Origin of the sequence: Candidatus Microthrix parvicella Bio17-1 (assembly GCF_000299415.1) — a bacterium.
Taxonomy (GTDB): domain Bacteria; phylum Actinomycetota; class Acidimicrobiia; order Acidimicrobiales; family Microtrichaceae; genus Microthrix; species Microthrix parvicella.
The window spans coordinates 60,575-86,209 of record NZ_AMPG01000001.1; the positions used below are offsets into that span (position 1 = coordinate 60,575).

General features: G+C 67.2%; 24 protein-coding genes. 2 read left to right on the forward strand and 22 right to left on the reverse strand.

Features of this window, described 5'->3' with window-relative positions:
• Positions 1-63: 63 nt before the first annotated feature.
• On the reverse strand, positions 64-1,404 hold the full coding sequence (gene gdhA, locus MPARV_RS0100310; protein WP_012226739.1) for an NADP-specific glutamate dehydrogenase: 1,341 nt from the start codon (positions 1,402-1,404) through the stop codon (positions 64-66).
• A 152-nt stretch (positions 1,405-1,556) separates the two neighbouring features.
• Between gdhA and MPARV_RS21900 the strand changes: the two genes are divergently transcribed.
• Positions 1,557-3,467 (forward strand): amidohydrolase, encoded by a 1,911-nt coding sequence (locus MPARV_RS21900; protein WP_020376821.1) that lies wholly within the window; start codon positions 1,557-1,559, stop codon positions 3,465-3,467.
• Positions 3,468-3,496: 29 nt separating this feature from the next.
• Here the strand turns inward: MPARV_RS21900 and cmk are convergent, their stop codons facing one another.
• The 8 genes from cmk to MPARV_RS0100360 are packed head-to-tail and all read right to left on the reverse strand — an operon-like array spanning position 3,497 to position 9,708.
• A complete protein-coding gene (cmk, locus tag MPARV_RS23350; RefSeq protein ID WP_020376822.1) occupies positions 3,497-4,975 on the reverse strand; it encodes a (d)CMP kinase in 1,479 nt (492 codons plus the stop codon).
• The gene (gene aroH, locus MPARV_RS0100330) at positions 4,972-5,376 is read right to left on the reverse strand and encodes a chorismate mutase (RefSeq protein WP_012226742.1); all 405 of its coding nucleotides are present in this window, start codon (positions 5,374-5,376) and stop codon (positions 4,972-4,974) included. Before aroH ends, cmk begins: the two co-directional genes overlap by 4 nt.
• A gap of 11 nt (positions 5,377-5,387) precedes the next feature.
• On the reverse strand, positions 5,388-6,221 hold the full coding sequence (locus tag MPARV_RS0100335; protein WP_100221206.1) for a pseudouridine synthase: 834 nt from the start codon (positions 6,219-6,221) through the stop codon (positions 5,388-5,390).
• Positions 6,218-6,886, reverse strand: a complete 669-nt coding sequence (gene scpB, locus MPARV_RS0100340; RefSeq protein ID WP_020376824.1) for an SMC-Scp complex subunit ScpB — start codon at positions 6,884-6,886, stop codon at positions 6,218-6,220. Before scpB ends, MPARV_RS0100335 begins: the two co-directional genes overlap by 4 nt.
• Positions 6,876-7,649, reverse strand: a complete 774-nt coding sequence (locus MPARV_RS0100345) for a segregation and condensation protein A (protein ID WP_020376825.1) — start codon at positions 7,647-7,649, stop codon at positions 6,876-6,878. Before MPARV_RS0100345 ends, scpB begins: the two co-directional genes overlap by 11 nt.
• Before the next feature lie 24 nt (positions 7,650-7,673).
• On the reverse strand, positions 7,674-8,006 hold the full coding sequence (locus MPARV_RS0100350; protein ID WP_012226748.1) for a hypothetical protein: 333 nt from the start codon (positions 8,004-8,006) through the stop codon (positions 7,674-7,676).
• Positions 8,003-8,803, reverse strand: a complete 801-nt coding sequence (locus MPARV_RS0100355) for a ferritin-like domain-containing protein (protein ID WP_157789392.1) — start codon at positions 8,801-8,803, stop codon at positions 8,003-8,005. The genes MPARV_RS0100350 and MPARV_RS0100355 overlap by 4 nt, the downstream gene beginning before the upstream one ends.
• 2 nt (positions 8,804-8,805) lie before the next feature.
• On the reverse strand, positions 8,806-9,708 hold the full coding sequence (locus tag MPARV_RS0100360; RefSeq protein ID WP_012226757.1) for a ferritin-like domain-containing protein: 903 nt from the start codon (positions 9,706-9,708) through the stop codon (positions 8,806-8,808).
• Between the two features lie 242 nt (positions 9,709-9,950).
• On the opposite strand from MPARV_RS0100360, the gene trpS reads away from it, so the two are divergent.
• A complete protein-coding gene (trpS, locus tag MPARV_RS0100365; protein WP_012226759.1) occupies positions 9,951-10,973 on the forward strand; it encodes a tryptophan--tRNA ligase in 1,023 nt (340 codons plus the stop codon).
• A gap of 130 nt (positions 10,974-11,103) precedes the next feature.
• Here the strand turns inward: trpS and MPARV_RS0100370 are convergent, their stop codons facing one another.
• The 13 genes from MPARV_RS0100370 to MPARV_RS0100430 form a co-directional block, all read right to left on the reverse strand.
• On the reverse strand, positions 11,104-11,418 hold the full coding sequence (locus tag MPARV_RS0100370) for an amidohydrolase family protein (protein WP_020376828.1): 315 nt from the start codon (positions 11,416-11,418) through the stop codon (positions 11,104-11,106).
• Entirely contained in the window at positions 11,397-11,585 is a 189-nt protein-coding gene (locus MPARV_RS0100375; RefSeq protein WP_157789394.1) for a hypothetical protein, read from the reverse strand. Before MPARV_RS0100375 ends, MPARV_RS0100370 begins: the two co-directional genes overlap by 22 nt.
• Positions 11,586-11,708: 123 nt before the next feature.
• Entirely contained in the window at positions 11,709-12,575 is an 867-nt protein-coding gene (locus MPARV_RS0100380) for a hypothetical protein (RefSeq protein ID WP_020376830.1), read from the reverse strand.
• Complete coding sequence (locus MPARV_RS0100385; protein ID WP_157789395.1) at positions 12,572-13,057, reverse strand: hypothetical protein; 486 nt, start codon at positions 13,055-13,057, stop codon at positions 12,572-12,574. Before MPARV_RS0100385 ends, MPARV_RS0100380 begins: the two co-directional genes overlap by 4 nt.
• 7 nt (positions 13,058-13,064) lie before the next feature.
• Entirely contained in the window at positions 13,065-13,700 is a 636-nt protein-coding gene (locus MPARV_RS25110; protein WP_020376832.1) for a hypothetical protein, read from the reverse strand.
• A complete protein-coding gene (locus MPARV_RS0100395; protein ID WP_031276859.1) occupies positions 13,697-14,725 on the reverse strand; it encodes a tyrosine recombinase in 1,029 nt (342 codons plus the stop codon). The genes MPARV_RS25110 and MPARV_RS0100395 overlap by 4 nt, the downstream gene beginning before the upstream one ends.
• 10 nt (positions 14,726-14,735) lie before the next feature.
• The gene (locus MPARV_RS25270) at positions 14,736-15,320 is read right to left on the reverse strand and encodes an NUDIX domain-containing protein (RefSeq protein ID WP_020376834.1); all 585 of its coding nucleotides are present in this window, start codon (positions 15,318-15,320) and stop codon (positions 14,736-14,738) included.
• Positions 15,313-17,082: a CTP synthase gene (locus MPARV_RS0100405; protein ID WP_020376835.1), complete on the reverse strand. Its 1,770-nt coding sequence runs from the start codon at positions 17,080-17,082 to the stop codon at positions 15,313-15,315. Before MPARV_RS0100405 ends, MPARV_RS25270 begins: the two co-directional genes overlap by 8 nt.
• Before the next feature lie 39 nt (positions 17,083-17,121).
• Positions 17,122-19,977: a glycosyltransferase family 2 protein gene (locus MPARV_RS21905; RefSeq protein ID WP_157789396.1), complete on the reverse strand. Its 2,856-nt coding sequence runs from the start codon at positions 19,975-19,977 to the stop codon at positions 17,122-17,124.
• Positions 19,978-20,002: 25 nt separating this feature from the next.
• Positions 20,003-21,610 (reverse strand): lipid II flippase MurJ, encoded by a 1,608-nt coding sequence (locus tag MPARV_RS0100415; RefSeq protein ID WP_020376837.1) that lies wholly within the window; start codon positions 21,608-21,610, stop codon positions 20,003-20,005.
• A 47-nt stretch (positions 21,611-21,657) separates the two neighbouring features.
• A complete protein-coding gene (locus MPARV_RS0100420) occupies positions 21,658-22,761 on the reverse strand; it encodes a copper transporter (RefSeq protein WP_020376838.1) in 1,104 nt (367 codons plus the stop codon).
• Positions 22,758-23,921 (reverse strand): putative cytokinetic ring protein SteA, encoded by a 1,164-nt coding sequence (gene steA / locus MPARV_RS0100425; protein ID WP_100221207.1) that lies wholly within the window; start codon positions 23,919-23,921, stop codon positions 22,758-22,760. Before steA ends, MPARV_RS0100420 begins: the two co-directional genes overlap by 4 nt.
• A gap of 53 nt (positions 23,922-23,974) precedes the next feature.
• Entirely contained in the window at positions 23,975-25,591 is a 1,617-nt protein-coding gene (locus MPARV_RS0100430; RefSeq protein WP_020376839.1) for a DNA repair protein RecN, read from the reverse strand.
• Positions 25,592-25,635 lie beyond the last annotated feature (44 nt).

Here is a 25,635-nt window from a genome sequence, read left to right on the forward strand (position 1 = left end):
TGGCGCCGGCAGCCTGGTCGAGGTGCCCATCGTCGGGTTGGACCTGAAACGCCCGCTTCAGCGTTACACCAGGCCGAAGGCCATCATGGCGTCGGCAACCCGCAAAAAACCGGCCACGTTGGCGCCGGTGACGTAGTCGTCGGGACGCCCGTACTCCGCCGCTGTGGTCAGGCACGTGTCATGGATGTTGGTCATGATCTTGGCAAGTCGGTCCTCGGTGTAACCGAACTCCCACGAATCGCGGCTGGCATTTTGTTGCATCTCCAGGGCTGAGGTGGCGACGCCCCCGGCGTTGGCCGCCTTGGCCGGACCAAACAACACGCCGGCCTCCCTGAAGATCTCCACCGCATCAGCCGTGCACGGCATGTTGGCCCCCTCAACCACGGCGATGCAGCCGTTCTTGGCCAGGTTCAGTGCGTCCTTACCCGACAGTTCGTTCTGGGTGGCGCACGGAAACACCACCTCGGCCGGCAGGGACCAAACGCTGCCCAACGTGTGGTGGGTAGCGCTCGAACGCTGCTCCGCATAGGCGGTCAGCCGTTGGCGGTCCACCGTCTTGACCTGCTTCAGCAGGTCCAGGTCGATGCCGTCCGGGTCGTGGATGTAGCCATCGGAGTCGGAGCAGGCGATCACCCGGGCACCCAGTTGGTGGAGCTTCTCGATGGCGTAGATCGCCACGTTGCCGGAGCCCGAGACGATGCATTCCTTACCGTCGAGCGTGTTCCTCTGAGCCGCAAGCATCTCCTTGGCGAAGAACACGGCGCCGTATCCGGTTGCCTCGGTGCGCACCTGAGAGCCACCCCACTCGGTGCTCTTACCGGTGATCACCGCTGACTCATACCGGTTGGTGATGCGCTTGTACTGACCGAACAGGTAACCGATCTCGCGGGTGCCCACGCCGATATCCCCGGCCGGCACGTCGGTGTATTCACCCAAATGGCGGTAGAGCTCGGTCATGAAGCTCTGACAGAACCGCATCACCTCGGCATCGGAACGCCCCTTGGGGTCGAAGTCAGCCCCGCCCTTGCCGCCGCCGATCGGCAGCCCGGTCAGCGCATTTTTGAACACTTGTTCAAAGCCGAGGAACTTGACGATGCCAAGGTTGACCGACGGATGGAACCGCAAGCCACCCTTATAGGGCCCCAGGGCGCTGTTGAACTCGATGCGAAAGCCCCGGTTGATGTGCACCTGGCCGGTGTCATCGGCCCAGGGAACCCGAAAGATGATCTGGCGCTCCGGCTCGGCCAGCATTTGGATAATGCGGGCATGCAGATACTCCGGATGCTTGGCCACCACGGGACCCAGCGTCTCGAGCACCTCGCGGGTCGCCTGGTGGAACTCCTCCTGGGCCGCGCTGCGGGACACGATGTCGTGGTAGACGGACTTGAGCTTCTCATCGATCATGATGTTCCCAGCCTCCCGCGAAAACGGCTCCGACGACCAACTGGACCACCGGGTCGCGTGCTGCAGCGGCCAGGTTCGCTGATCGTTGAGCTCCAAAGACCGACCGGGCGGGTCGGCTTCAGCGCCCGACCGCGGCCGCTAGGTTCAGCGCCATGACGTCATCACCGACCGAAATTTCGGCCGCCCAGGCCAACGCCCTCAGTGCTCAAGCCGTGGCAGGGTGCTGCGGCTCCGGCCTGCTGGGCGCCGGACTCGGTGCACTGAGCCGAACCGGCTCCGCCGCTCGGAGCCATCACAGCTTCGGCAACGATGCCGCCCGTGCCAATCGAACCGCCACTGGAACCTTCGTCGTTCGGGGCGCAACCATCCTCACCGTCGATGACGACTTCTCGACCGTCGACGCACTTGGCGTTCACGACGGACGCATCATTGCGGTCGGCTCGGTCGATGAGGTCACCGGCGCCGCACGGGCCTGCTCCGATGACGTGACCATCATCGATCGACCCGGCACCACCATCCTGCCCGGGTTCATCGAGCCTCATGCGCACGTGCTGCCGACGGCGCTCTTTGCCAACTGGACCGACGTCGGCGCTCAGCGCTTCGACACGATTGAGGCCGTGCTCACGCATCTGACGAGTCAAGCCGTCGAGGGCTCCGACGCCTGGATCCTGGGCAAGCTCTTCGACCCCTCACTCCAGCGCGGAGGTGACGAACTGACCACCGACATGCTGGACCGGGTGTCCAGCGAAGTGCCGGTCGCCGTGCTCAATGCGTCGCTGCACCTGGCCTACGTGAACTCGGCCGCCCTGGCGGTCGCAGGGGTGAACTCGGCGACGCCCGATATCGAAGGCTCGCCCTACGGGCGTCACCCCGATGGCACCCCCAACGGCATCCTGAAGGGCCAGGCCGCCATGTTGTCGGTACTCAGCCACAACCCAACGCTCCTCGAGGTCGACCTGCTGGAGGGGGCACTCGCACTCACCAGCCGAGCATCAGCGGCGGGGGTCACCACCATCTGCGACCAGGGTGCCGGCGGCATCGGTGGCCCGGACGACCTGGACGTGTACGCCAACATGGTCCTCAGTGGACGCATGGCCACCCGCCTGCGCTATTCGGCCATGGACCTCCGCGCCGACGCATTCGACGCCATCGCCCTGACCCCGGGCACCGGCGATGAGATGCTTCGAGCGGTCGGTTGGAAGGTGATCGCCGACGGGTCGAACCAGGGCCGGACCGGTCACCAGCGAGAGCCCTACCTGCCGGCCGGCAATTCCAACACCGGCGCTGCCGGCGGTGGGTCTGGCGCCGCCGGCGGTGGGTCTGGCGCTGCCGGCGGTGGGTCTGGCGCCGCCGGCGGTGGGTCTGGCGCCGCCGGCGGTGATTGTGGCATCGCCTATGTGGAAGCGAACACGCTGTGCGACATTGTGGCGCGCCGCGCAGAGCAGGGTTGGCAGCTGGTCATCCACGCCAACGGCGACCGCGCCATCGATGACGCACTCGACGCGTTCGAGGCTCTACCGGCGGACCTGCGGGCCGATCGACGTCACCGCATCGAGCACTGCTCGTTCCTCCACGACGACCAGATCGCCCGCATTGCCGCCATGGGGCTGAGCCCCAGTTTCCTCATCGGCCACGTCCACTACTGGGGGCAGGCGTTTCGCGACGAGATCGTCGGGCCGGAAAAGGCCGAGTTGCTCGACCGCACCGCCTCGTGTTCGGCCGCCGGTATCCGCTGGACGCTCCACTCGGACGAGATGGTCACGCCCATCGGGCCGCTCCGGTATATCGAGAACGCTGTGACCCGCAACATGTGGCGTGAGCCAGACGGCGTCTTGGCACCCCAGGAACGAGTTGACGTGGCGACGGCCATCCGAGCCATGACCGCCGATGCTGCCTGGCAGTGTCATTCCGATGGTGAGATCGGAACGCTCGAGGTGGGCAAGCTGGCCGATTTCGTGGTGCTGACCGATGACCCGCGAGCGGTCGCTCCCGACCGAATCCGCCACATCGAGGTCCTCGAGACCTGGCTGGGTGGCGAGCAGGTCCACCCGCTGCCTGCGTAGGGCCACCTGTGGTCTGGCCGGCGAAGGCCTCAGCCCAAGGTGGTGAGGCCGCGGTGTGCGTTGGCCCGATCGAACGCATCCTGAAGTTCGGGAAGAAGGCGATCGCTGAAGGCCGTGACCTCTCGGCGTGGAACGCGACCGGCTCTCGGCACGTCCGGCCAGAGTGGTTCGCCGATCCAGATCACGATTTTGCCTGGACGGGGCAGCCTGGTGCCCGTCGACATGGCCTCCTCGGTCCCGGCGATACCAACGGGCACCAAGGGCACGCGCTGCCGCGACGCCAGCCAGGCGGCCCCGTCGAACAGGCCCTCGACCACGGCACCGTTGCGTCGGGTGCCCTCAGGGAAGACAACCAGCGGCTGCCCGTCGGCCAGGACCGCCTCGGCCACCCGCAACGAACGCCGGTCGGCGGTGCCGCGATTGACCTGGAACCCACCCATCACATCAACAAACGATCCAAGCGCGGGGTACGTCCACAGCGACTCCTTGGCCATCCACCGCACCCGGCGACGGGTGACCATGGCGGCGAAGAGGAAATCGAGACCCGACCGGTGCGACGGTGCCAGGATGTAGGGCCCCGTGCGGGGCAACCGTTCCTTGCCCATGATCTCGCTGCGGTAGGCGACCTTGGCCAGGGCGCGTGACGTGCCGGAGATGGCCCGGTAACCGAGGCGGGCGCCAATGCCCAGCGCAGGGGCATCGACGACGGGTTGGGCAGGCCGCACAAACACCCTGGGCAGGCTTGGCGCCGTGCCCTCAGCGACGGTATCGGCGGCCGGTTCAGGCTCTGCCGGGGGCCGCGACTTCCGGTCCTCCCCGACCCAAGGCACCAGAGCGATCACGGCATCCACCACCTGATCCAGATTGAGGTCGGTGGTATCGATCACCACACCATCGTCGGCGGGACGCATGGGGTTGACCGCTCGATTGGCGTCGCGTTCGTCGCGCTCGGCGATCTGGGCAGCCAGCGTCTCCAGGTCGACGTCGTCGGTCTCGTCGGAACGGCGCCGGGCCCGTTCCTCAGGAGTGGCGGTGAGGAACACCTTCACCGGCGCGTCGGGAAAGACGGCGGTACCGATGTCGCGCCCCTCGATCACTCCTCCGTCGTGATCGGCTGCCCACTCACGCTGACGCTGCACCATCACCTCTCGCACACCGGCGTTGGTCGCCACCGGGCTGACCGCGGTGGACACCGCCTGGCCCCGGATGGCCTCGGTGGCGTCGGCACCGTCCACCAACAGTCGCGAGCCATCGAAGGCCATGTCCACCCGCTCTGCCAAGGCGTCCAGCGCGTCTCCATCGCCAAGATCGATGCCGGCCTCAAGCGCTGCGAAGGCAACACCTCGGTACATCGCCCCGGTGTCCAGGTGGGCCATGCCCAGCCGCCCGGCCACCGTGCGGGCCACGGTGGACTTTCCCGAGCCCGCTGGGCCGTCGATCGCTACGACCCGTGCGGCGCCCGACGGCGCTGATGCCGGTTGTCCATCGACCGATCTGTTGGGGTTCATGAGGGCAGATCGTCGCGCAGCGCCATGGCGCCGTGCAGGTAGACGTGGTGCAGGCCGTTGCGAGGGGTGCTCGTGTTGACGTGCAGCAGGATTCGTATGCACTGCGGCGTGGCGCCGTGGATATCGAGTTCGCGGGCGCAGATCAGCGGGATGTCACCAAACCCCGCCTTGCGGGCGCCCAACGCCGGAAACACCGAGTGCAGATCGTCGGTGGCGGTAAACAGCACCGACACCAGATCGTTGTGTTCAAGGCCGTTGCGGTCCACCATCGCATGCAGCAGTTCCACGGTGCGTTCACACACGTGATCGCGCTCATCGACGTCAAAGGTGGTGGCCCCACGCAGGCCGCGCATGACGGGCGCCGGCTGGGTTGCGCGTGGCTCGGACGGTGGCTCGGTCACGGCGGGCGATCCTACTGCCCGTCAGGGGCCTGACCCGCCTCCGCCTGACCCGCCTCCGCCGCAGCAGCCCGCCGCTCAGCCCGGGTCTGGGGCGCCGGGTTACCGCTGACGGCCCGCTCCAGCCGACGCAGTTCGTCGTCGCTCAGGTGACGCCAGCCGCCAGGCGCCAGGTTGCGGTCGGAGATCGGACCGATCCGGGTGCGCACCAGCCGTCGCACAGGGTGGCCGACGGCGTCCAGCATGCGGCGTACCTGACGGTTGCGTCCCTCATGAATCGTCAGGCGCACCATGCCCGGCGATGGTTGCGAGGCCTTGGCGGGCGACGTGATGCCATCGTCCAATTCCACACCTTCGCGAAGGCGGCGCAAGTTGCCGGAGCTGACCGTGCCGGCCACCTCGGCCAAATACTCCTTCTCCACTCCGTAGGACGGATGGGTGAGACGGTGGGTCAGCTCCCCGTTGTTGGTCAACAGCAACAACCCCTCAGTCTCGCCATCAAGACGGCCGACCGGGAACACTCGTGGTTCGTCGGGTACCAGGTCCACCACGGTGCGCCGACCGTGCGTGTCCGATGCGGTGGAGATCACACCCGTGGGTTTGTTGAGCAGGTAGTGCACCAGCCCCGGCGCCAAGGCGATGGGGGCGCCGTCCAGTTCCAGCAGTTGGGTGGCGGGATCGACCCGGTTGCCCAGCACCACCACCTTGCCGTCCACCTTCACCCGTCCGGCCTCAATCAGGTTCTCTGCCACCCGACGGCTGGCGACACCCGCCCGTGCCAGCACCTTCTGCACCCGCTGTGGCCCCTCATCCTGGTGAGGCTCCCCACCTGGATCTTCCGGGGTCACCGGGGGTCCGGCTCGTCGTGCGGGTCGGGTTGGTCCTGGATCGGTTCGGTGGCGTCGAGCGCCAGGCCCCGTTCGAGGGCCTCCACCACCTCCGGACCGGGAACAAAATCGGCGACGCCGGGCAGTTCCTCCAGGCTGTCCAGGCCCATGCGTTCGAGGAAGTCCCGGGTGGTGCCCAACAGCACCGCCTGGCCCGGGCCGGGATCGCGGGCGATTTCGTCGATGTAGCCCCGCTGGGTCAACGTGCGGATCACGCCGTCGGCGTTCACGCCACGCACGGCACTCACCTGGGCACGGCTGATCGGCTGTTTGTAGGCGATGATCGCCAGCGTCTCCAACGCTGCTGCCGACAGCCGGGTGGACTGGCCGGCCAGCACCAAGCGCTCCACCCACGGGGCACAGTCCGGGTGGCTCTCGAAACGCCACCCTCCGGCCACGCGGGCCAGCACAAACCCGCTGCGCCGCTCGGCAAACTCGGCCGCCACCTGCCGCGCCAGTTCGTCCACCCGTGCGGCAGAAACGCCGAGTAGTTCGGCCAGCATCGCCGGTTCTGCCGGTTGGTCCGACACCATGATCAGTGCTTCGAGTGCTTGCCGCAGCTCGTCGGACCCGCCGGACGGCTGCAATGCCTCCACCGGGTCGTCGTGACGCCGCTCAACCGTCATAGCTGTCGACCGATGCCAGGTCGAACGCCAGGTCTCCGGCCATCCAGGTCACCATGATGTCGCCGAACGACTCGGTTTGGGCAAGATCCACCCGACCCTGCTTGAACAGTTCCAGTAGGGCGAGAAAGTGCACCACCACCTCCACCCGATCGGCCAGCCCTTCGGTGAGGGCCCGAAACCCGATTGGACCGGTGTTGGGCAGTTCGTTGATCAGGTCGGCGACCACGTCGGTGACGGAGATCTTGATGGTGGCCACGTGCGACAGGTCGACGGCCGGCGTCGGCTTTGGAGCGATCGCCGCCAGATAGGCCCGGCGAAGATCCAACGGGCTGACGCCCTCCAACAGGTCGGGGGCCAGCTGCCAGAACTGCTCCTCCGGGCCACTTCGCCGCGGCACCGAGCGGGCGGCGCGCACGTGCAGCACCTCGAGCACCCGCGCGGCGTCCTTAAAGGTCTTGGCGTCCAGCAGACGCGACAACAAAAGGTCACGCTCTTCGAAGAGCGCGAGTTCGTCATCCAGGTCGATGCCCTCGTCCGCAGGCAGCAACCGACGGGCCTTCAACTCCACCAGGGTTGCGGCGATCAACAGAAATTCGGTGGCCACCTCCAGGTCGAGGTGATCCATCCGCGCCAGCTCGACCAGGTAGGCATCGACGATGCGGGAGAGCGAGACCTCGTACAGGTCGACCTGATCGGCGAGGATCAGGTGCAACAGCAGGTCGAAGGGCCCCTCGAACACCGGTGTGGACACTTCGTAGCTCACGGCACTCAAGTTACACCATCGTAGTTACGAGCGTTCGTACGTGACCTCGGGCTCCAAGGTGCCGTCGGGCCGCTCGACGATGATCATGCGCGACATACACGGCATGCAGTACACCCGGTCGCCCGCCCGAAACTCCCGCACCGAACGGATCACCACCTTGCAGACCGGACAGATCACTTCGTTTGGCGCCAGCGTGTCCCCATCGCCCTGCCAGACCCGGTAGAACTTTCGCCACCGTTTGGGCACCTCGCGGAACCCCCGGTCGTCCAACTCGTATCGGCGCCGGGGCGGTGCGTCGGGAGCATCGTTGTGAGTGGCGGTATCACGCTCCGGGGTCTCGGTGGCGATGTCACTCATCCCACCAACCCCAATCGGTCGACGGCATCGAGATAGTCACGTCCGAGGTCGGGACGCCGGTCTCTGGGCCGACCGAGTGCGTCGAAGGTCGCGTCGAAGGACGCCAGCACCAACGCATCCAACTCTGCACGAGTTCCGGCCAACCGCTCCCGCGTGTCGACGTCGCCCAACAACCGGGGGCCCAGGTCGTTCTCACCGAATCCAAGATGACGACGCTCGTCGGAGATTACGCCAGTCAGCACCTGTCTGGTCACCGGATCCGCAGTCTGTGCATGGTGACGGAAGACGGTGAACTCCATCGTTTCCAGGATGACATTCTGAGCCAGTACCGCCGCCTCCCAGTCGCCGGCATCCACCAGTTCCAGGAGGCGGGCCTTGAACTCAACGATCGAGGGGGTCGCCCGCCGCGCGATCTCGGTGGCGGTGTCACTCACCCCCAACCGGCCCAAGCGATGCAGAAACACCTCCAGGTGTCGAGCCTCGTCCACCACCTGGGTGGCCATGAAGATGCGGGCGTTGTGGTTGGGCGCCAGGCGCACCATGCCGCTGGAGGCTTCCAACGCCGCCGCCTCACCCACGCAGTAGTTGCACAGCGCGGTGATGACGTTCTGTCGCCGGGTCTCCCCCAGCGGCTCGTCCACCGTGGCCGGATCGTACCCGTAGGGGCGGTCGGTCAGATAGCCCTCGACGGCACCGAACCAGAACGAGAACGACTGCACCTCATCGTAAAAGTCGTCCTGATCCATCCCATGGGGTTCATCGCTGCCGTCGGGCCCAAAGGAGTCGGGGAACCCCACGATCACACCGGCAGCAGCGGTGATTGATACTCCAAACCGATCCGCTCGAGGCGAACCTTGAACTCACCCAGCACGGTGTCGCTCAGCACGGCCTCCAGTTCGTCGGGCGACACCATCGCCAGGTTGGCGCCGTGCCAGTTGGTGTTGCCCACCTCCTTTCCGTCGGCTTTGGCAGCCTCCTCGGCCAGGCGCCGCCCCTCCTCGATCGACGCCCCAGAGTCGGCGAAGGCATCGGCGAACGTGGCGAGCATGTGATAGCTCATCTCCTTCTGCATCCGCTCGATCTCGGGCTTCTTCTCGGGATGTTGTGCGATCAGACCGCCGATGCGGTTCTCACCAAAACCCACGTGTCGTCGTTCATCGGCGATGGTGCCCTTCAGGGTCTGCGCGAACTTCGGGTTGGAATCACGGGATGCCGCCTCGAACATCTCAAACACGGTGAAGGCCATGCCCTCCAACACGATGTTCTGCCCGACCACTCCGGCGATGAAGTCGCCCGCCTCCACCTTCTCCAGCAACACCTCTGCGAACTTGACCAGGTTCGGGTTTGCAAACTGGTCGATGGTGGATTCCAGGTCCTCGGGCTTCACCCCCAGGTCGAACAGTCGCTGGGTGAAGATCTCCACGTGCCGGGCCTCGTCCAGCGTCTGGGTGGCCAGAAACCGCTTCGACGCGTAATCCGGGGCGGCGTTCACGAGGCCCGAGGAGGCGGCCAGCGCCGCACGCTCCCCCACCACCAGTTGCACCGTCGACCCGATGGTGCTCTCGAGCATCAGTTCGTTCTCCAGGATCTCGGAAGGCTCCTTCAACCCCTCTGCGTGCCCAAAAACGGTCTCATCCAAATAGCCCTGGGGACACGCCTCCAGCCAACGTTGGATCGAATACTGGGATAGGAAATCGGACACGGCAGGAGCCCCCCCTGGATCGAATTGTTCTACCCGATGGTAGGGATACCGGCCGAGCCTGGATAGTGGCCAGATGTCACCCCCCGCCGGCTCCTCGCATCCCCAACGTTTGCGGGAACAACCGGGGCCACTCGGCAGGCGTCCACCGGGTGCCCCAACCCAGGCCTGCTCCCGTAACGGGGCATTCCTGCGGTTGCCGGCCCCCGGGTTCGGGGAGAGGCCGATCCGGTAGCTTCGGGTCCATGGTCTCCTCCCCCCAAACGAGCCCCAAACGCCCCCGCGTGTTCTCGGGTATCCAACCCTCGGGTGCGCTGCACCTGGGAAACCTGTTGGGGGCCAATCTCCGCTGGGTCACGGAACAAGATCGGTCCGACGCCGTCTTCTGCGTGGTCGACCTGCACGCGTTGACCACGCCGAAGGCCCCCGGCGAGATCGGTCAGGCCTCCCTTGAGTTGGCCACCAACCTGTTCGCAGTCGGGCTCGACCCCGACAAGTGCGTGTTCTTCGTGCAGTCGACCGTGCCCCAGCACGCCGAACTGGCCTGGGTGATGCAGACGGTCACGGCCTTTGGCGAGCTCAGCCGCATGACCCAGTTCAAAGAGAAGCGAGGCCGGGCGGAGTCGGGCGACGGATTCATCTCGGCCGGTCTGTTCACCTATCCGGCCCTCATGGCGGCCGACATCCTGCTGTATGACACCACCGAGGTGCCGGTGGGCGATGACCAGGGCCAGCACGTCGAGCTCACCCGCGACGCCGCCAACCGGTTCAACTCGCGCTACGGCGAGACGTTTGTCATCCCCCAGGCCACGCTGCCGTTGGCGGGCGCCCGGGTGATGGACCTCCAGGCGCCCAACAACAAGATGTCGAAGTCGACCGAAACCGAGGCGGGCATCATCAATCTGAGCGACTCTCCCGCTGCGATCACCAAGAAGTTCAAGCGGGCGGTCACCGACTCGGAGACCGAGGTGCGCTTCGATGTCGCCGCCAAACCGGGTGTGTCCAACCTGCTGTCGATCCTCGGCGCGGCAACCGGCCAAACCCCGGAGGCCGCAGCGGTTGGCATCGAACGATACGGCGACCTCAAGGCGGCAACCGCCGAGGCCGTCGTCGAGTTGCTCACCCCGATCCAGGCACGCGTTGCCGAGCTTCAGGCCGATCCGGGTGAGGTACGTCGCCGCCTGGCGTTGGGCACCGAACGGGCCACCGCCCAGGCGACCGACGTGATGGACCGCGTCTGGGACCGTCTTGGCACCCTCCGCGCCTGAGCTCGGCGCTCGGCGCTCGGCGCAGTTGGCATCAAATGTGTCTGGAAGCCTCTCCAGCGTCAGGTAGACACACTTGAGGTTCCGTCAGCGCGGTCGAGGTTGCCCAAAACGAGCGCTCGACCCATTGCTGTCAGCCGCCGAGGGGCAGGAACCGGCCGTAGCGCCTGGCGGTGCCGAGATCGTCGGCGGGGGTGCCACCGCGCCAGGCGACGTTACCGTTGACCATCACCGCCCTGACGCTGTCGTCGTTGCGGCGCACCAAACGGTTTTGGTCACCGAAGCCCGCCATCGGCTCCTCGTGGATCTCCTCAACGGTGTCGTTGAGGCGCTCGGGGTCAAGCACCACCAGGTCGGCCCGCCGACCCACCGCCGGACGACCGGCATCGATCCGGTGGAAGTCGGCGATATCGGAGGTCAGCTTGTTCACCGCCTGATGCACCGACATGACGACGACCCGGCCAATTGGGCGTCGCCCACCCGCTTCAGCATGCGCAACTGAAAGTTGTAGAACGCCATGTTGCGCAGGTGTGCGCCGGCGTCGGAGAAACCGATCATGGCAGCCGGGTTGGCGGTGATCCACTGCAGGTTCTTGGTGTTTCCGTTGGCCACCACCGAGTACCACCTCCAACGACGGGCCGATCGCCTCAACCGTGCCATTGTCGTCGACGAGCACGTCGGCTCGCTTTGGCGGGGCATCCTCGCCGCCAAACACCGTGCCGTTTCGGATAAGCGTGCTCACGCAGGTTTCTTTCGATGTTGGATTGGCCGGCCCAAGGGGACGGCCACCGCCGCCACCGTGAGAATCCAGCCGTAATAGTCCAGCCCGATCGTCAACCAGATGGCGCCGTGCAGACAGGCGGCACCCACTGCGAAGGGGATGCGACCCCGGCGCCACCACAACATCAGCGGGGCGGCCAACTCAAAAACGATCGAACCCACCACGATGAGAAACGGCAACGGAGGGGCGTTGGCGATGGAGCGGGCCAGACCGGGAAAGGGAGAAGCGGCGCCTGCTGCGCCCTGACGCAGCACCCACGCCATATTGTCACCGGAGATCCAATCCAGACCACTGTGGTGAAGCTTTTGGACACCGGCGATGAAGTAGACGGCGGCGATGATCATCAGCGCTGCGCGGGGTGGCCAGCCGTCGGCCACCGAACGGTCGGCGCCGTCGCGGGTGTTGGCCGTCCCACCTTTCGCAACCACGAAGGGCACCGCCGTCAACAACAACAGCACGTCGTTGTGCATGATCTTGCCGGCGCTGCCCCACACCCCGGCAACGAACAGCAGTGCCAACCACGCCACGACAAAGCCGATCCGTGGGCTCATCCTGGCGACGACCGCCATGGCACCGACCACGCCGGCGACCGCCACGACGTTCAGCAGCCAGCCGGGGGGCACCGACGGCAGCCAGGCCACCGCGAACGCCCGCCGAAACAACGGGTCCGGGATGGCCGCAGCCGCGCTCCAGTGGCGCAGCGCCAGACGAATGCCAAGCACCACCGCCAACCCGGTGCGGGCGGTCTCGAAGCGGGCGGCCGGACCCGGCGCGACCAGGCGCCGATCGAGGCCACCGAGTACGTGAACGTTCGGCGACCTCACGGCAACTCGACGGTCACGACGTCACGCGAGGACAGCACTGTGGCCGGGCCTCCATCGGCATCCAGCCGACGTACCGTCCGACTCACGGCAACGGCATCGACCGTGGTCGGATCGACTCCGGCGACCTTCAGGACGTCCTCAACCGCCGAGCGCTGTTCTGCGACGGGAAGCGATGCAATCTCCGGCAGTCGGCGCTGGGCGGAATCCGACACGAACGCGTTGTCGCCAAAATCGATCACCCGCCGCGTCCCTTCGGCTTCGACAACCACCAACTGCACCTGCGTTTGACGATCGGTACGAATCTGGCTGAAGAGCCGCAACGACGTCAGCGGCCACGGCTCCAGCGTGAACACGGCGCAGACCCCCAGCATGAGCACCATGCCATAGGCCACCAGGCGGGCCCGCCACCGCTCGCCTGCGGGCGTAAGTGTGGCTGCGGGCGTGGGTGTGGCTGCGGGCGTGGGTGTGGCTGCGGCGCTCACCTCGGGCTCACAGTTCCTCATCGCATTCCGCCAGCACAGCACCTGCGCTCTGCGGCACCGTCCAACGTTCCGGTGACCAATGATGCTCACGGGCCCAGGCCGCCACCATCGGGTGGCTCCCGATCGCTTCGAGCCGCTGAGCGCCGAGTTCGGTGTAGGTGAGATACGCGCCCATGGCCACCATCGGACCGCGGCGCCGCGGCGCACCGGTCCGGTCGGTGGCCCGCCGCTCCAGCCAGTCGCCGGCGACGGTGCCCTCCGCAAGTGACGCAACCACCCGGCCTGTCGTGCCAAGCGGGGCCAACGCCTTACCCGCGTCATGCAGCAGACCGGCCCGCACCTGCCAGCCGTCCGTCGTATCCTTGCGGGCTCCACCCCCGGCTGCATGGCCCTCACCGGCTGCATGGCCATCACCGGCTGCATGGCCCTCACCGGCTGCATGGCCCTCACCAGCCAGCACCTGCTCAACACGGCGGGCGACCGCCACCGAGTGCACCCGGTCGCGCACGGTCATCGAGGCGAACAGTGCCCACTCTTCGCCGTCCAGCCGTGCGGCCGCCCATCGGTCTGCCGCCGCAGGATCGGGCTCGGGCCCCACGTGATAGCGGAAACGCCGGTACAGGTGTGCCGGTGAGTCCTTCATGGCGCTCCCCCCTGGTGCGATTGCAACCCACCGGCTTTCCCCGCTCCGGCCCGCGTCCGTTTCGCTCCGACGTGCGCGGCCCGGGGATGCGCCGAACGGTAGGTGGCCACCAGGCGATCCATCGCCACCCGGGTGTATCGCTGCGTCGTGGTCAGGCGTGCGTGGCCCAGCAGTTCCTGCACGGTGCGCAGGTCGGCACCGCCATCGACGAGATGGGTGGCATAGCTGTGACGCAACACATGGGGCGACATCGTCCGGACGTCAAGGCCGGCTGAGGCGGCCCGACGCTGGAGGATCAGCCAGGCTCCCTGGCGGGACAGGCGGCCACCACGCTGGTTGAGGAACACGGCGTCGGCGTCGTCGCGGCTGGGCCGACGAGCCCGCTCCGCCAACGGGCCACGGCCTCCATCGAAGTAGCACGCCATCGTGGCGAGCACCGACCGGCCCACCGGCAGAATGCGCTCCTTGGAGCCTTTACCCATCACCCGCACCAGCGCCCCGTCGAGGTCGACGTCGCCCAGCGACAGTCCGGTCGCCTCCGACACACGCACCCCGGCGCCGTAGAGCAACTCGAGCAGTGCCCGGTCACGCAGCGATGGTGGGTCGTCGCCATCGATTCCGTCGAGGAGGCCACCGACCACCTCCACCGACAAGGCCTTGGGCACTGTGTCGGCAATGCCGACGCCGTCCAGGTCGACGGCAGGGTCGGCCACGCCCAACTCCTCAGCCCGATACCGGTACCAGCCCCGCACCGCAGCCACCGCCCGCGCCACCGACGACCTGGCCCGACCCTCGTCGATCAAACCACGCACCCAGCGCTCCAGATCGGTGCGGGAGACGGCGGGTGAGACCTCGCCATCAGTCCGCAGTCCGGCATCGTCCAGCCATGTCAGATGGGCGGTCAGATCCCGCCGATAGGCCTCGACCGTGGCGCTTGCCCGGCCCCGCTCCACCTGGAGCCAGCCGAGGAACGCCTCGACGGTGACATCCGAACGTGGCGCGCTGCCCGAGTTACCGGTGGCCACGTGGACAACTTCAGCCACGCCGTGCGGCGGCCAGGAGGGCGATGATCGTCTTGGCGTCCACGATGCGACCGGTGGCGATGCCTTCGATCGCCTCGTCCAGGCCCAGCCGTAACACGTCCATGTGGCGCTCCTCGGCGCCGTCGGCCGCTGATGGAACCTTGCTGAGACCGGTTGCAAGAAAGGTCTCATGCCATTCGTTCGAGTAACCGGGAGACAGGAAGAACCCGGCAAGCCGCTCACAGCTCTCCGCCTCGAGTCCGACCTCCTCAGCCAACTCGCGGCGGGCGAGTTCCACCGCCGCCTCCCCCTCGACGTCAGCCTTGCCCGCTGGAATCTCGAGCAGGTCGCCATCAGGGGCAACCCGGTACTGACGCACCAACGTGACCGTGTCGTCGTCGTGCAGGGGAAGCACCGACACGGCGCCCGGGTGACGCACCACATCGCGGCTGTGCATCCCGCCTTCGGGGTCACGCATTTGCGCCTGCACCACATCGATCACAAAACCCGTGTGCACGGCGGTGTCACCAACGATCTCAAACCCGGACGCCGAGGTCAGCTCCGGTCGCCGCCACCCCGCCGAGCCGGGCTCAACCACGAGAGACCGGGCCGTCTCCCACCCCAACCGGGTCGCGATCGACGGCAACGTCGGGCCGCTCGGCCTGGCTCGACCTGCGCCCCCGCACGCGACCCGCCGTCGTTTCATCCGAGACCTGAGGCTCGGAGGAGGCGGCCTCCCCCTGGGGAACCTCGACCCGCGTGGCGGCGGTGCGGGCGGCGGCTGCGGCAACAAACGCGGCAAAAAGCGGCGCCGGTCGGGTGGGACGGCTCTTAAACTCCGGGTGCCCCTGGGTGGCCACCCAGAAAGGGTGATCCTCCAACTCGATAAACTCCACCAGGCGGCCATCCGGCGAGGTACCCGAGCAACTCAGCGCGGAGGCGTCGAACCGGCCCCGGTAACGGGGATTGAACTCGAAGCGGTGCCGGTGCCGTTCCGACACCACCTCCGCCCCATAGGCCTCGGCCACCTGCGAGCCCGGCTTGAGCCGGGCGATGTAGGCACCAAGACGCATGGTGCCGCCCTTGTCGGTCACGCCCCGCTGGGTCTCCATGATGTCGATCACCGGGTGCGGAGTGGAGCGGTCAAACTCCGACGAATTGGCTCGTTCGAGCCCGAGTGCATTGCGGGCATACTCGATGGTCATCACCTGCATACCCAGGCACAGGCCCAGGCACGGCACGCCGTGCTCGCGAGCCCAGTTGGCCGCGGCGATCTTGCCTTCCACGCCGCGGGGCCCGAACCCGCCCGGGATCACAATGCCATCCAGGTCGTGGAGGCGGCCCTCGGCCAGCAGGCCCTCGGCGTCCTCGGCCTGAATCCAGTCGATCGTCGGCTTGACCCCGGCGGCCGCCGACGCGTGATTGAGCGCCTCCACCACCGACAGGTAGGCGTCGGCCAGGCTGACGTACTTGCCAACGATGCCAATGCGCAACGGCGCGGTGGCGGAGGCCACGTGGGACACCACCGCCTCCCACTCGGTCAGGTCGACCTCGGCCTGCTCCAGGCCCAACACCTGCCCCACCACGGTATCGAGGCCCTCGTCGTGCATGATCAGCGGCAATTCGTACAGGCTTGAGGCGTCGGCTGCAGAAATGACCGCGTTCAGTTCGACGTCGCACATCGAGGAGATCTTGAGTCGTAAATCGGCCTCGAGCTCACCCTCGGAGCGGCACACGATGACGTCCGGGGTGATCCCCCGGCTGCGCAACTCGGTGACCGAGTGCTGGGTGGGCTTGGTCTTCAGCTCGCGTGATGGGCTGATGTAGGGCACCAGGGTGACATGCACGTAACAGACGTTGGCCCGGCCGACGTCGAGGCGCATCTGACGAATCGCATCGAGGAACGGCAGAATCTCGATGTCACCCACCGTGCCGCCCACTTCGGTGATCACCACGTCGACGTCGTCGGTGGCCAACGCAAAAATGCGGCGCTTGATCTCGTCGGTGATGTGCGGGATCACCTGCACGGTTTTGCCCAGGTAGTCGCCCCGGCGCTCCTTGGCCAACACCTCCTGGTAGATCGAGCCCGTGGTGGCGTTGGAGTTGCGGGTGAGGAACTCGTCGATAAAGCGCTCGTAGTGGCCCAGGTCGAGGTCGGTCTCGCCCCCGTCCTCGGTGACGAACACCTCACCGTGTTCAAACGGGTTCATCGTGCCCGGATCGACGTTGATGTAAGGATCCAGCTTCTGCAGGGTCACCCGCAGTCCCCGGGCCTTCAACAGCGTGCCCAGCGAGGAGGCGGTCAGGCCTTTACCGAGACCGCTGACCACCCCACCGGTGACGAAAATGTGCTTGGCCATGTCTCTCCCGCGGAAGGTCGTTCGCCGGTCCACTCAAATCTAACCCGAGACCGCCGGGGCCGGTTTGATCGGCGGTGAAGCGTCCTCGGGCAACCGCACTTCGGGCGCTTCAAACGGCTTGCGTACCTGCACCAGCATCAGGAAGGCGCCGATGTACACCAGTGCCAGAGCTGGGATGACGATTCCCGAATCGTTCACCGCACCGCCGAGGAATCCCACGACGAACAGTCCCATCAGCCCGGTGCGCAGATCGGTCGCACCCCGGAAACGCTCCCGCCACGTTCCGGATGTGGTCAGGCTCAGCAGCAGGAAGAACGCTGCGATCGGCACCATCCACGACCACACGGTGAGGCGCATCACACGCAGGTTGGTGGCCACCTTTCGGCGAACGATCTCGGTGAAGCCGTCCCAGCCCCCGTTGGTCACCGTATCGAGATGGGTCCCCGACCCCAGCTTCAGAGCGACGCCCACGGCGACAGCAAAGCCCACCAGGCCGACGAGCACAGCGAGCGCCACGTTGCGTCGATTCCAAGTGATCGGTGACCAGGCCGCCAGCAGCAACCCGAACGCCGGCACAAAAGTCAGGACGCCGCCGAAGTCGGCACCCAGCATCGGTGCCGCGTCCACGACCACCACCAGCGCAAACATCCCGGCAACGGCAACAAACGCGGCCCGTCGATCTGTGGCGGCGTGCAACCAGGAGGCCGCCACAATGACGGCGCAGGCCCCCAACACGGCGAAGGCCATGTTGCCGAGGCCGTAGAACCGGGCTGCGGTCACCGGCGAGTAGCCCAGCAGGCTGATCTGTTGCAGCGGGGCACCGAGCGAAGCATCCACCACCATGACCGCCAGGGTCACCCCTGCCACCGCGTTGAGAGGGCTCAAACCGAATCGTCTCGCTTGCATGGCCAGCAGGGCGGCGGCGGCGCACAGCATCGTGAGAGCCGGGATGGTGACAAACGGTCCCTGCAAGGACACCGGCATCAGTCGCCACAGAAACGTCAACACCGGAAATGCCGCCGAACCCAACGTGACCGCAACCAACACCCCCGGCAGTTGGGAGGATCGCCCGGACCGTCGCGCCACGAGCGGGGCGATGATGTAGGCCAACGCCTGAATCACGATGAAGATGGTCACCGTCGGCGCATAGCTTCGTTCCCGCTGATCCACTCTCCGGTCGAGATCCACCAATGCCCCAATGTCGGGGGCGCCCCGCTCGATGCGCGCCACCGCTCCCCCCAGCCCCTTCGGGCGGGGACGATCCAGTCGGTTCAGCACCGTGGCGGACACGTCACCCATCGTCATGATGCCCTGACGACGGGTGGAATCCGACCCCAGGGTACCTCGGAGGCCCGGCTCGGAGAGGATCAAGGGTGAAAGGTGCCAGCGTGCGTCGTGTCCGAGGCCCAGCACAATCAGCGTGTCGGTGGGCCGCCGGTGCGCATCGATGGCAGCCACCACCCGATCGACGTCGGACACTGCAAGCGTCGACGGGGTCAATGCGCTGCGACGGGTTTCCACCAGGATCAGGTCCGCGTCCAAGTCGACGTACCGGCGGGCCGCTGCGTCGGGGTCATCGCCCACTCCGGCGATGTCCACCGTGTCGATCGTGCCGCCGTCATCGGCCACCGCCGCCGCCCCGTTGGCCAACTGTGCCCGACCCTTGCCCGCCCAGACGTAGCCAACCCTTCCACCGTCGCGCCGGATCGAGTCGCCCAGCAGACCCCGGGTGCCGTAACTGCGGCTGTCGTCGGACACCGTCAACGGATCGATCACCTGGGCCGAACCATCCGGCAGCGCCTGCACCTTGACCGGTCCGGCTGCCGTGGCGGGGGACTCGTTGGTGAGTCCCTCAGCCTCACCAAACTCGAGATCGCCTCCAGGTACCACCAGCGCCACCGGCGCGCCGGCGCCCAAGGAGGCGTGCTGGGATGCGAGGTCACCGGGCGGAGCCGGAACCCGGGTGGACACTGAAGCGGTCGCCGACGACCGGGCCAACGACGAGATGGCCGGGGCCCGTGGGTCCTCGAGCAGGTCCATTCCGGCGCCGGCGATCGTCACCAGAATCACGCGCGGCTTTGCGCTGGGGGCGGGCAGCGCCTCGCCATGCCACCGCGTCGCCTTTCCAAGTCCGACCGACGCCACGATGGCAACCACGCTGAGGGCCAACACCACCGCCAGGCGAAGTCGGGGTGTACCCAGCCGTGGCCACACGGTGCGGACAATGTCGATTCCCTGACGGATTCGATGACGTCGTCCGGCCCAGCCCCGACCCGTGTGATCGTGATCCAGCGGCAGCGACACCTCGGCGAGGCGTGCCCCCGCCCGAAGCGCATCGATCGACATGCCCACCTCCACCCCGAACCTTGGGGCTGGGTGCAGCGAGCGCAACGTGGCACCATCGATCGCCCGTTGGCCCGACAACGGCTCGAGCACTTCGACACCCGTGGTGCTGCGGATCGCCGCCGCCGACAGCGCCTTGATCCTCCCGGCACCGGCCTGGGTGCCGGCGGGTGGGAATCGCGCGACGACCAGTTCCTCGTCGCCGACCAGCAACCGCTCCACCAACGCCGTCAGGTGTTCGGCGGTCTCCGCCAGGTCGGCGTCGGCCAGCAAATACCATGGGGCGTCAGGGTGGGCCAGGACCGCCTCGCCAAGGGCGGCGCCCTTTCCGCGATTCACCGGCAGCGCCAATACCTCCGCTCCCGCGGTCAATGCGCGGGCGCCGGTGTCGTCGGTGGAGCCATCGTCCACCACCACCACCCGGGTCACGCCCCGGATGCGGCGGAGGGCCGCGACGGTGGCCTCGATGCTGGGCGAATTCTTGGCGGGGACGACCGCGATACCGCCGACGTCCGGCTCGGTGCCCTCGTTGGGCACGTCGGAGGGGTTCACGCTGGTCGCCTCACGGTCTGGGTCTTCACGCAACGGGCTCGCTGTCGGGGGCGCCACCAAAGCTACCGATCGTCGTCATCATGGCGGGACCGCCCAGTCCTCGATCGACCCCGAAAAAGGCACCCAATCCAAGCGTGCCACCAACGGCGCCGACGATCAGCGCCATCACGGCAAGATCGGTGCTCACCGTCAGCCCCAGCAGGGCTGCCGCGAGGCCCGCCGCCGCCACCGCCAGCGTTCGCCGACGCACCCAGGAGGCCCGAAATTCAGCTCGCCCACCTAGAAGGTGACGGAGCCTGATCGCCAGGACGACCGCACCCACACCGATGGTGAGCGACCACACCAGAGCGAATGCACCCACCCGGGCGTCGCCCTCGACAGTGGCATTGACCACGTAGAAGCCCGCGACGGCCGCCACGGCCACCACGACCGCCACCAGGGCCGGGGTGCGCGCATCGGAGGTGGCGTAGCTGATGCGCACCAGCGTCATCCACAGCGCATAGGCAGGCACCCCAACGGCAAACCCGGCTACAGCTGCGGTCACCGCCGCCGTCGAATCTGCCGCGGCACCAATCGACACGGCCTGGGCGACCTGCGGGGAGAGTGCAGCCAGTAGTGCTCCGGCCAAGGCACCGGTGGTCAACACCGACCGAACCGACGCGCCCGACAGCTCGGCGAATGAGCGGGTATCGGTTTGCTGAAACGCAGTTGCGAGCGCCGGCAGGCGGGTGGTGTAGATGGGAGAAGCCAACAACGCATGGGGCAGAAGCAGAATCTGCCAGGTGAGGATCCATACCTGGGTGTGGCCGTCAACGGCGTTGGTCAACGGCAATACCGCCAGCATCGGCAACTGTGCCGCCCCGAGGAACAGCACCGCCCACCACACGGCACGCCCCAGCGAACGCAGTTGCCCGGATCGAGGCGGCAGCGGTCGACCCAGCGGCGCGGCGTGGTTGAACGCGTCCAGGAGGGGCACGGCGGCCATGGCCACGACACCGGCTGTGAACCCCCCGCCGATCACCAACTTCTCGGTGCCGCTCAGGGGCAGCGAGACGTCGCCGCCTCGCATGATCGCCAGCGCACCAAGCGTGATGGACACCACCACGTTGTTGACCAGCGGGCACACGGCCCCCGCCCAGAACCGGTTGCGGGCGTTCAGCAGCGCTACAGCCACCCCGTTGGCCAGGTAGGCGAAAACCTGAGGAAGAAACCACCAGAGCAGGTAGGTCCCCAAGAGCTGGGCTTGGCGCCGATCCTCAACCGGTACGTTGCCCAACAGGTAGTCGGTCACCTGGCCCCGGGCGAGCAGCGCCACGGCCACCACGACGGCCAGTACGGCCCCGAGGTAGAACATCACCGTGCCGGCCAGGCGGGACCGGAACGCGTCGACCGGCCCGGCAAAGCGCCGCTCCTCGTCGACGAGCATGGGGATGAACACCGCGCCGAGAGCGCCCGCTGCCAACAGTTCAAAGAGCAGGGTGGGCACCAGGTTGGCGCTTTGCACCACGTTGCCGAGCTGGGTACTGGTACCCAAAACCGCGAACCCGGCCAGCATGCGAACAAAGCCGGTGGCGCGGCTGGCCGCCACCAACAGGGAAAAGCGGGCCGCCTCGCCGTCCGAAGCCCTTGCCACAGGAGGCGAATCAGCCGACGGCGTCGCCTGTCGCGGTCGGCCTTGGATCATCCGCCAACCTCAGGCAGCACCGAGTCGACCCCCTTGGCCATCCCGTAGTTGCCTGTCTTTCCTTCGGCCAACTCCATCAAGGCTGCGACGGCAGCAACCTTTCCAAGGGGCGTCTCCAGCCCGTCCAGTGTCGACACCTGCCCTGCCAGCGCCGTCAGGTCCCGCGCCGCTTCGAGCGACGCACCACGGGCGGCGACATCCTCGTCGGTGGCCAGCTCGGCCAACGATCTGGTGGTCCGGGTCTCAGCCAACAGGACGCGCCCCGGGCTGGTCGCCGCCAGCGCGGTTGCCACCGGCACAAACGCCTCCTTTGGCTTCAGCACACTGCCCTCACCCGTGATGTACATGATCAGGGCCTCGGGTGCCGGCGCCGACAGATTGCCCGCAGGCGCCGCCTCAGGTTCGATCAGGTCTGCCTTCGCCAACGCCGCAAGCACGTCTTCGGGCTCGGGGGGCAGCGTCGTCGTGGTGGCGCTCGATGACGGCGTCGGGGTTGTTGACGGGGGCGCGGCCGTCGGCTCGCCAGGAGCGGCGCCACCACCGGTGGTCGTGGCGGTTGTCGTGGCGGTCGTCGCCGTGGGGTTTGTGGCGCGGGTCGGGCCGGCAAGGGCGGTGGCCAACAGGTCCGCCGCTGCCACGGTCACCTGCTGGGGGTCGTCCGCTCCAACCAGCCCCAACGAGTCGGCAATCTCGACGCTCGTCTTGGGGTCGGCCGGATTCCAACGATCGGTCAGCCACAGCACGGCGGGAATCTCCGCCCCCGCCGCTTGAAGAACCGCAACGGTGCGCGCCACCTGGTCGCTGTCCACCCCGCGGTTGGCCAGTATCACCACCTCGCTGCCGGAAAGCCGACCGGCCAACAAACGCTCGAGGTGCGCCGGTTGAATCGCAGCCTCGCTCAGGGTCTGCTCATCGAGTACCTCGGTCAGCGACTTCACCTCGGCTGTGCGGTCCTCAAGTCGTCCGTTGAGGCTCTTCACCTGGGCATCGAGCGCATCCACGAAGGTGCGGTCGAGGAAGGTTGATCCCAGCATCAGGCCGATGCCCAACGCCAGGAAGACAGCCGTCAGGCTGATGATGTGGGTTCGCAGCTTGATCACAGGAGACTCCAGGGGGACACCAACGCAGTGGCGGCCATCAGATTGGTCAGGTTCAGCCAGGCCGTCTTGATGATCAGCCGGATGGGCGCCGAAATCATCACCACCACTCCCAGGGCGAAAACGGCGGCCAGCACCATGAAGATCAGATCGCGGGTGTGCACTTCGGTGCGGTACAGCTTCGACACGCCTTTGGCATCCACCAGACGGGTACCGATCTTCATGCGCACCAGAACCGTCGACGCCATGCCGGCACGGCCCTTGTCCAGAAACTCAACCATCGAGGTGTGGGTTCCCACGGCCACGATCAGTTCGGCGCCCTGTTCGTAGGCCAACAGCATCGCGATGTCCTCGCTGGTTCCCGACGCCGACATCGTGTGATATTCCAGACCCAGCTTCTCAAGTCGTGCCGCTCCGGGGGCACGACCGTCCTTGTAGGCATGCACCACCAGTTGGGCACCCGAGCGAAGGGCACGTTCGGTGACCGAGTCGAAGTCGCCCACAATGAGATCCGGGGTGTGTCCCAGCTCCAACAGCGCATCAGACCCACCGTCCACACCGATCAGGATGGGTTTGAGGTCGGACATGTAGCCGTTGTCCGACAGGATCTGCAGGTCCTCCCGGTAGGTGGAGCCACGAACCACAATCAAGACATGTCGATCTTGGAAGTCGATTCCAACGTCGGGAAACTCCAGGTCACTCCCGAGGAGGTCCTGGTCCTGCTCGATGTAGTTCAGCGTGTTGGTGACAAACCTGCCGAACTCTGCATCGAGGCCCTCCATCGCCCGTGCATGAGCGACCCCGATCGTTTCGATGCTCTCCTCGATGCCACGGGCCACCAGTTCGTCGCCCCGGTACACCTCCGAGCCCACCACCTGCACCAGGTCGCCCTCCGAGATCATGTCCATCAGCTCGGCGCCACAGAGGTCCACCAGCGGGATACCGGCCCGAATCACCAGGAGTGGCCCCTCGTTCGGGTAGCGGCCGGAGGAGGACGGCTCCGAGTTCACGACCGCCGCCGGGTGGGCCTCCACCAACGTTTCGGCTGCCACCACATCCAGGTCACGGTGCGAGATCACCGCAACATCGCCCGGGTTCAGCCGTTTCACCAGGTCCTTGGTTCGCCGGTCCACCCGGGCCGTGCCGCTGCTGTGCGTCGGCATATCCCCATCGGTCGCTTCGACGGGGCGGCGCTGACCTGGCGACCAGCGGGCCATCAGCGGGTGGGTCCGGCGGTCGAAGGGTCGGGGGCGCGCCGGGGCACGCGTTCCAGCAGATCCTTGGCATTTGACCGGGCCGCCGCCGAGTCTGGGGTGCCCGACAGCATCCGGGACAGCTCGACCACCCGGGCTTCTCCGCCAACCGACTCGACCGTGGTGGTCGTGGCGTCCTCATCGGCCGACTTGGCGATCCGAACCTGCTGGTCCGCGTGGGCGGCCACCTGGGCCAGGTGGGTCACCACCAACACCTGGGACGTCTCGGCCACCTCGGACAGCGCACTCCCCACCTCCAACGCGGTCGCCCCACCGATGCCTGCATCGACCTCGTCGAACACCATGGTGTCCGGGCCGCCGGACAGCACCAGGCGGAGGGCGAGCAGGACTCGTGACAGCTCACCCCCCGAGGCCGCCCGCTGGATCGGGGCCGGCGCCATGCCCGGGTTGGCGGCGAGCAGAAACGTCACGCGGTCGCCGGGGTCGTCGTCGCCGACGGTGATCTCCAGCGTGGCTTTGGGCATGGCCAAGGCCGCCAGTCGTGCCTGCACCGCGGTGGCCAGCTGTGGAGCAGCGGAGCGCCTCGCTGCTCCCACCTTGGCCGCCGCCTCGTCGCGCACCAGGCACGCCGCCGCCAGGTCGTCCTCCAGAGCAGCCGCGCGTCGCTCCCGGTCGCCCAGCTCGTCAAGACGCACCTGGCACTCCTGACCGAATGCCATCACCTCGGCGAGGGTATCGCCGTACTTGCGCCCCAGGTCCCGCAGTTCAACCCGACGGAGCCGAACCACCTCCAGCCGTTCGGGGTCCTCCTCGATCGAATCGGCCTGTCTGCGTAACTCGGCGACCAGATCGGACAGCTCCGCCTGTTGGGCGAGCACCCGGGTGAGCGTGCCGTCGAACGGCCTGCGATCGTCCAGTGCGCCCGCCATGGCGGCGAGGGCGTCGGACAGACCGCCCTCCTCGTCGTACACGCCGAGAGCTTTGGAAGCGGCCTCCCGATGCCCGACCGCATCCGCCAACAACGCTTCCTCAGCGGCCAAGGCCGCATCCTCGTCAGGATCGGACAAGCCGGCCGACCCGATCTCTGCAACCTGAAATGCCAACAGGTCCATCTCACGAACCCGTGCCCGTTCGTCTCCCCCCAACTCGACCAGCGCAGCACGAAGCGATCCGACGGAGGATTCGGCGGCGGTCAACTCGCTCAGGTCAACATTCGCCCAGCGGTCGAGGGCCTGGCGCTGCACCCCAGGCGTGGTCAAGGCCAGCTGAGCACCCTGGGAGTGGATTTCCAGCAGTCCCGCCGCCGCCTCTGCCAACTCGGCCGCCGTCACCAGCGAGCCATTGCAATAGGCACGGCTTCGACCGTCGCGTGGCACCACCCTCCGCAGCACCAGTTCGTCGCCGTCGCCGTTGATAAAGCGCCCCTCGACAACGGCCTGTTCGGCCCCTGCGCGCACCACCGAGGCGTCCGCCCGGGCACCTGACAGCAGCTCCAGCGCACCGAGCAGCAGCGTCTTGCCGGCACCGGTTTCGCCCGTCAGCGCGGTCATGTGGCCGCGCAGCTCCAGACGGGCCTTGGCGATGACGCCCAGGTCGGTAACAGCGAGCTCGTCCAACATGAACCCTCCATCGTAGAGCCCCCGCCTACCACCCACCGGCAGGC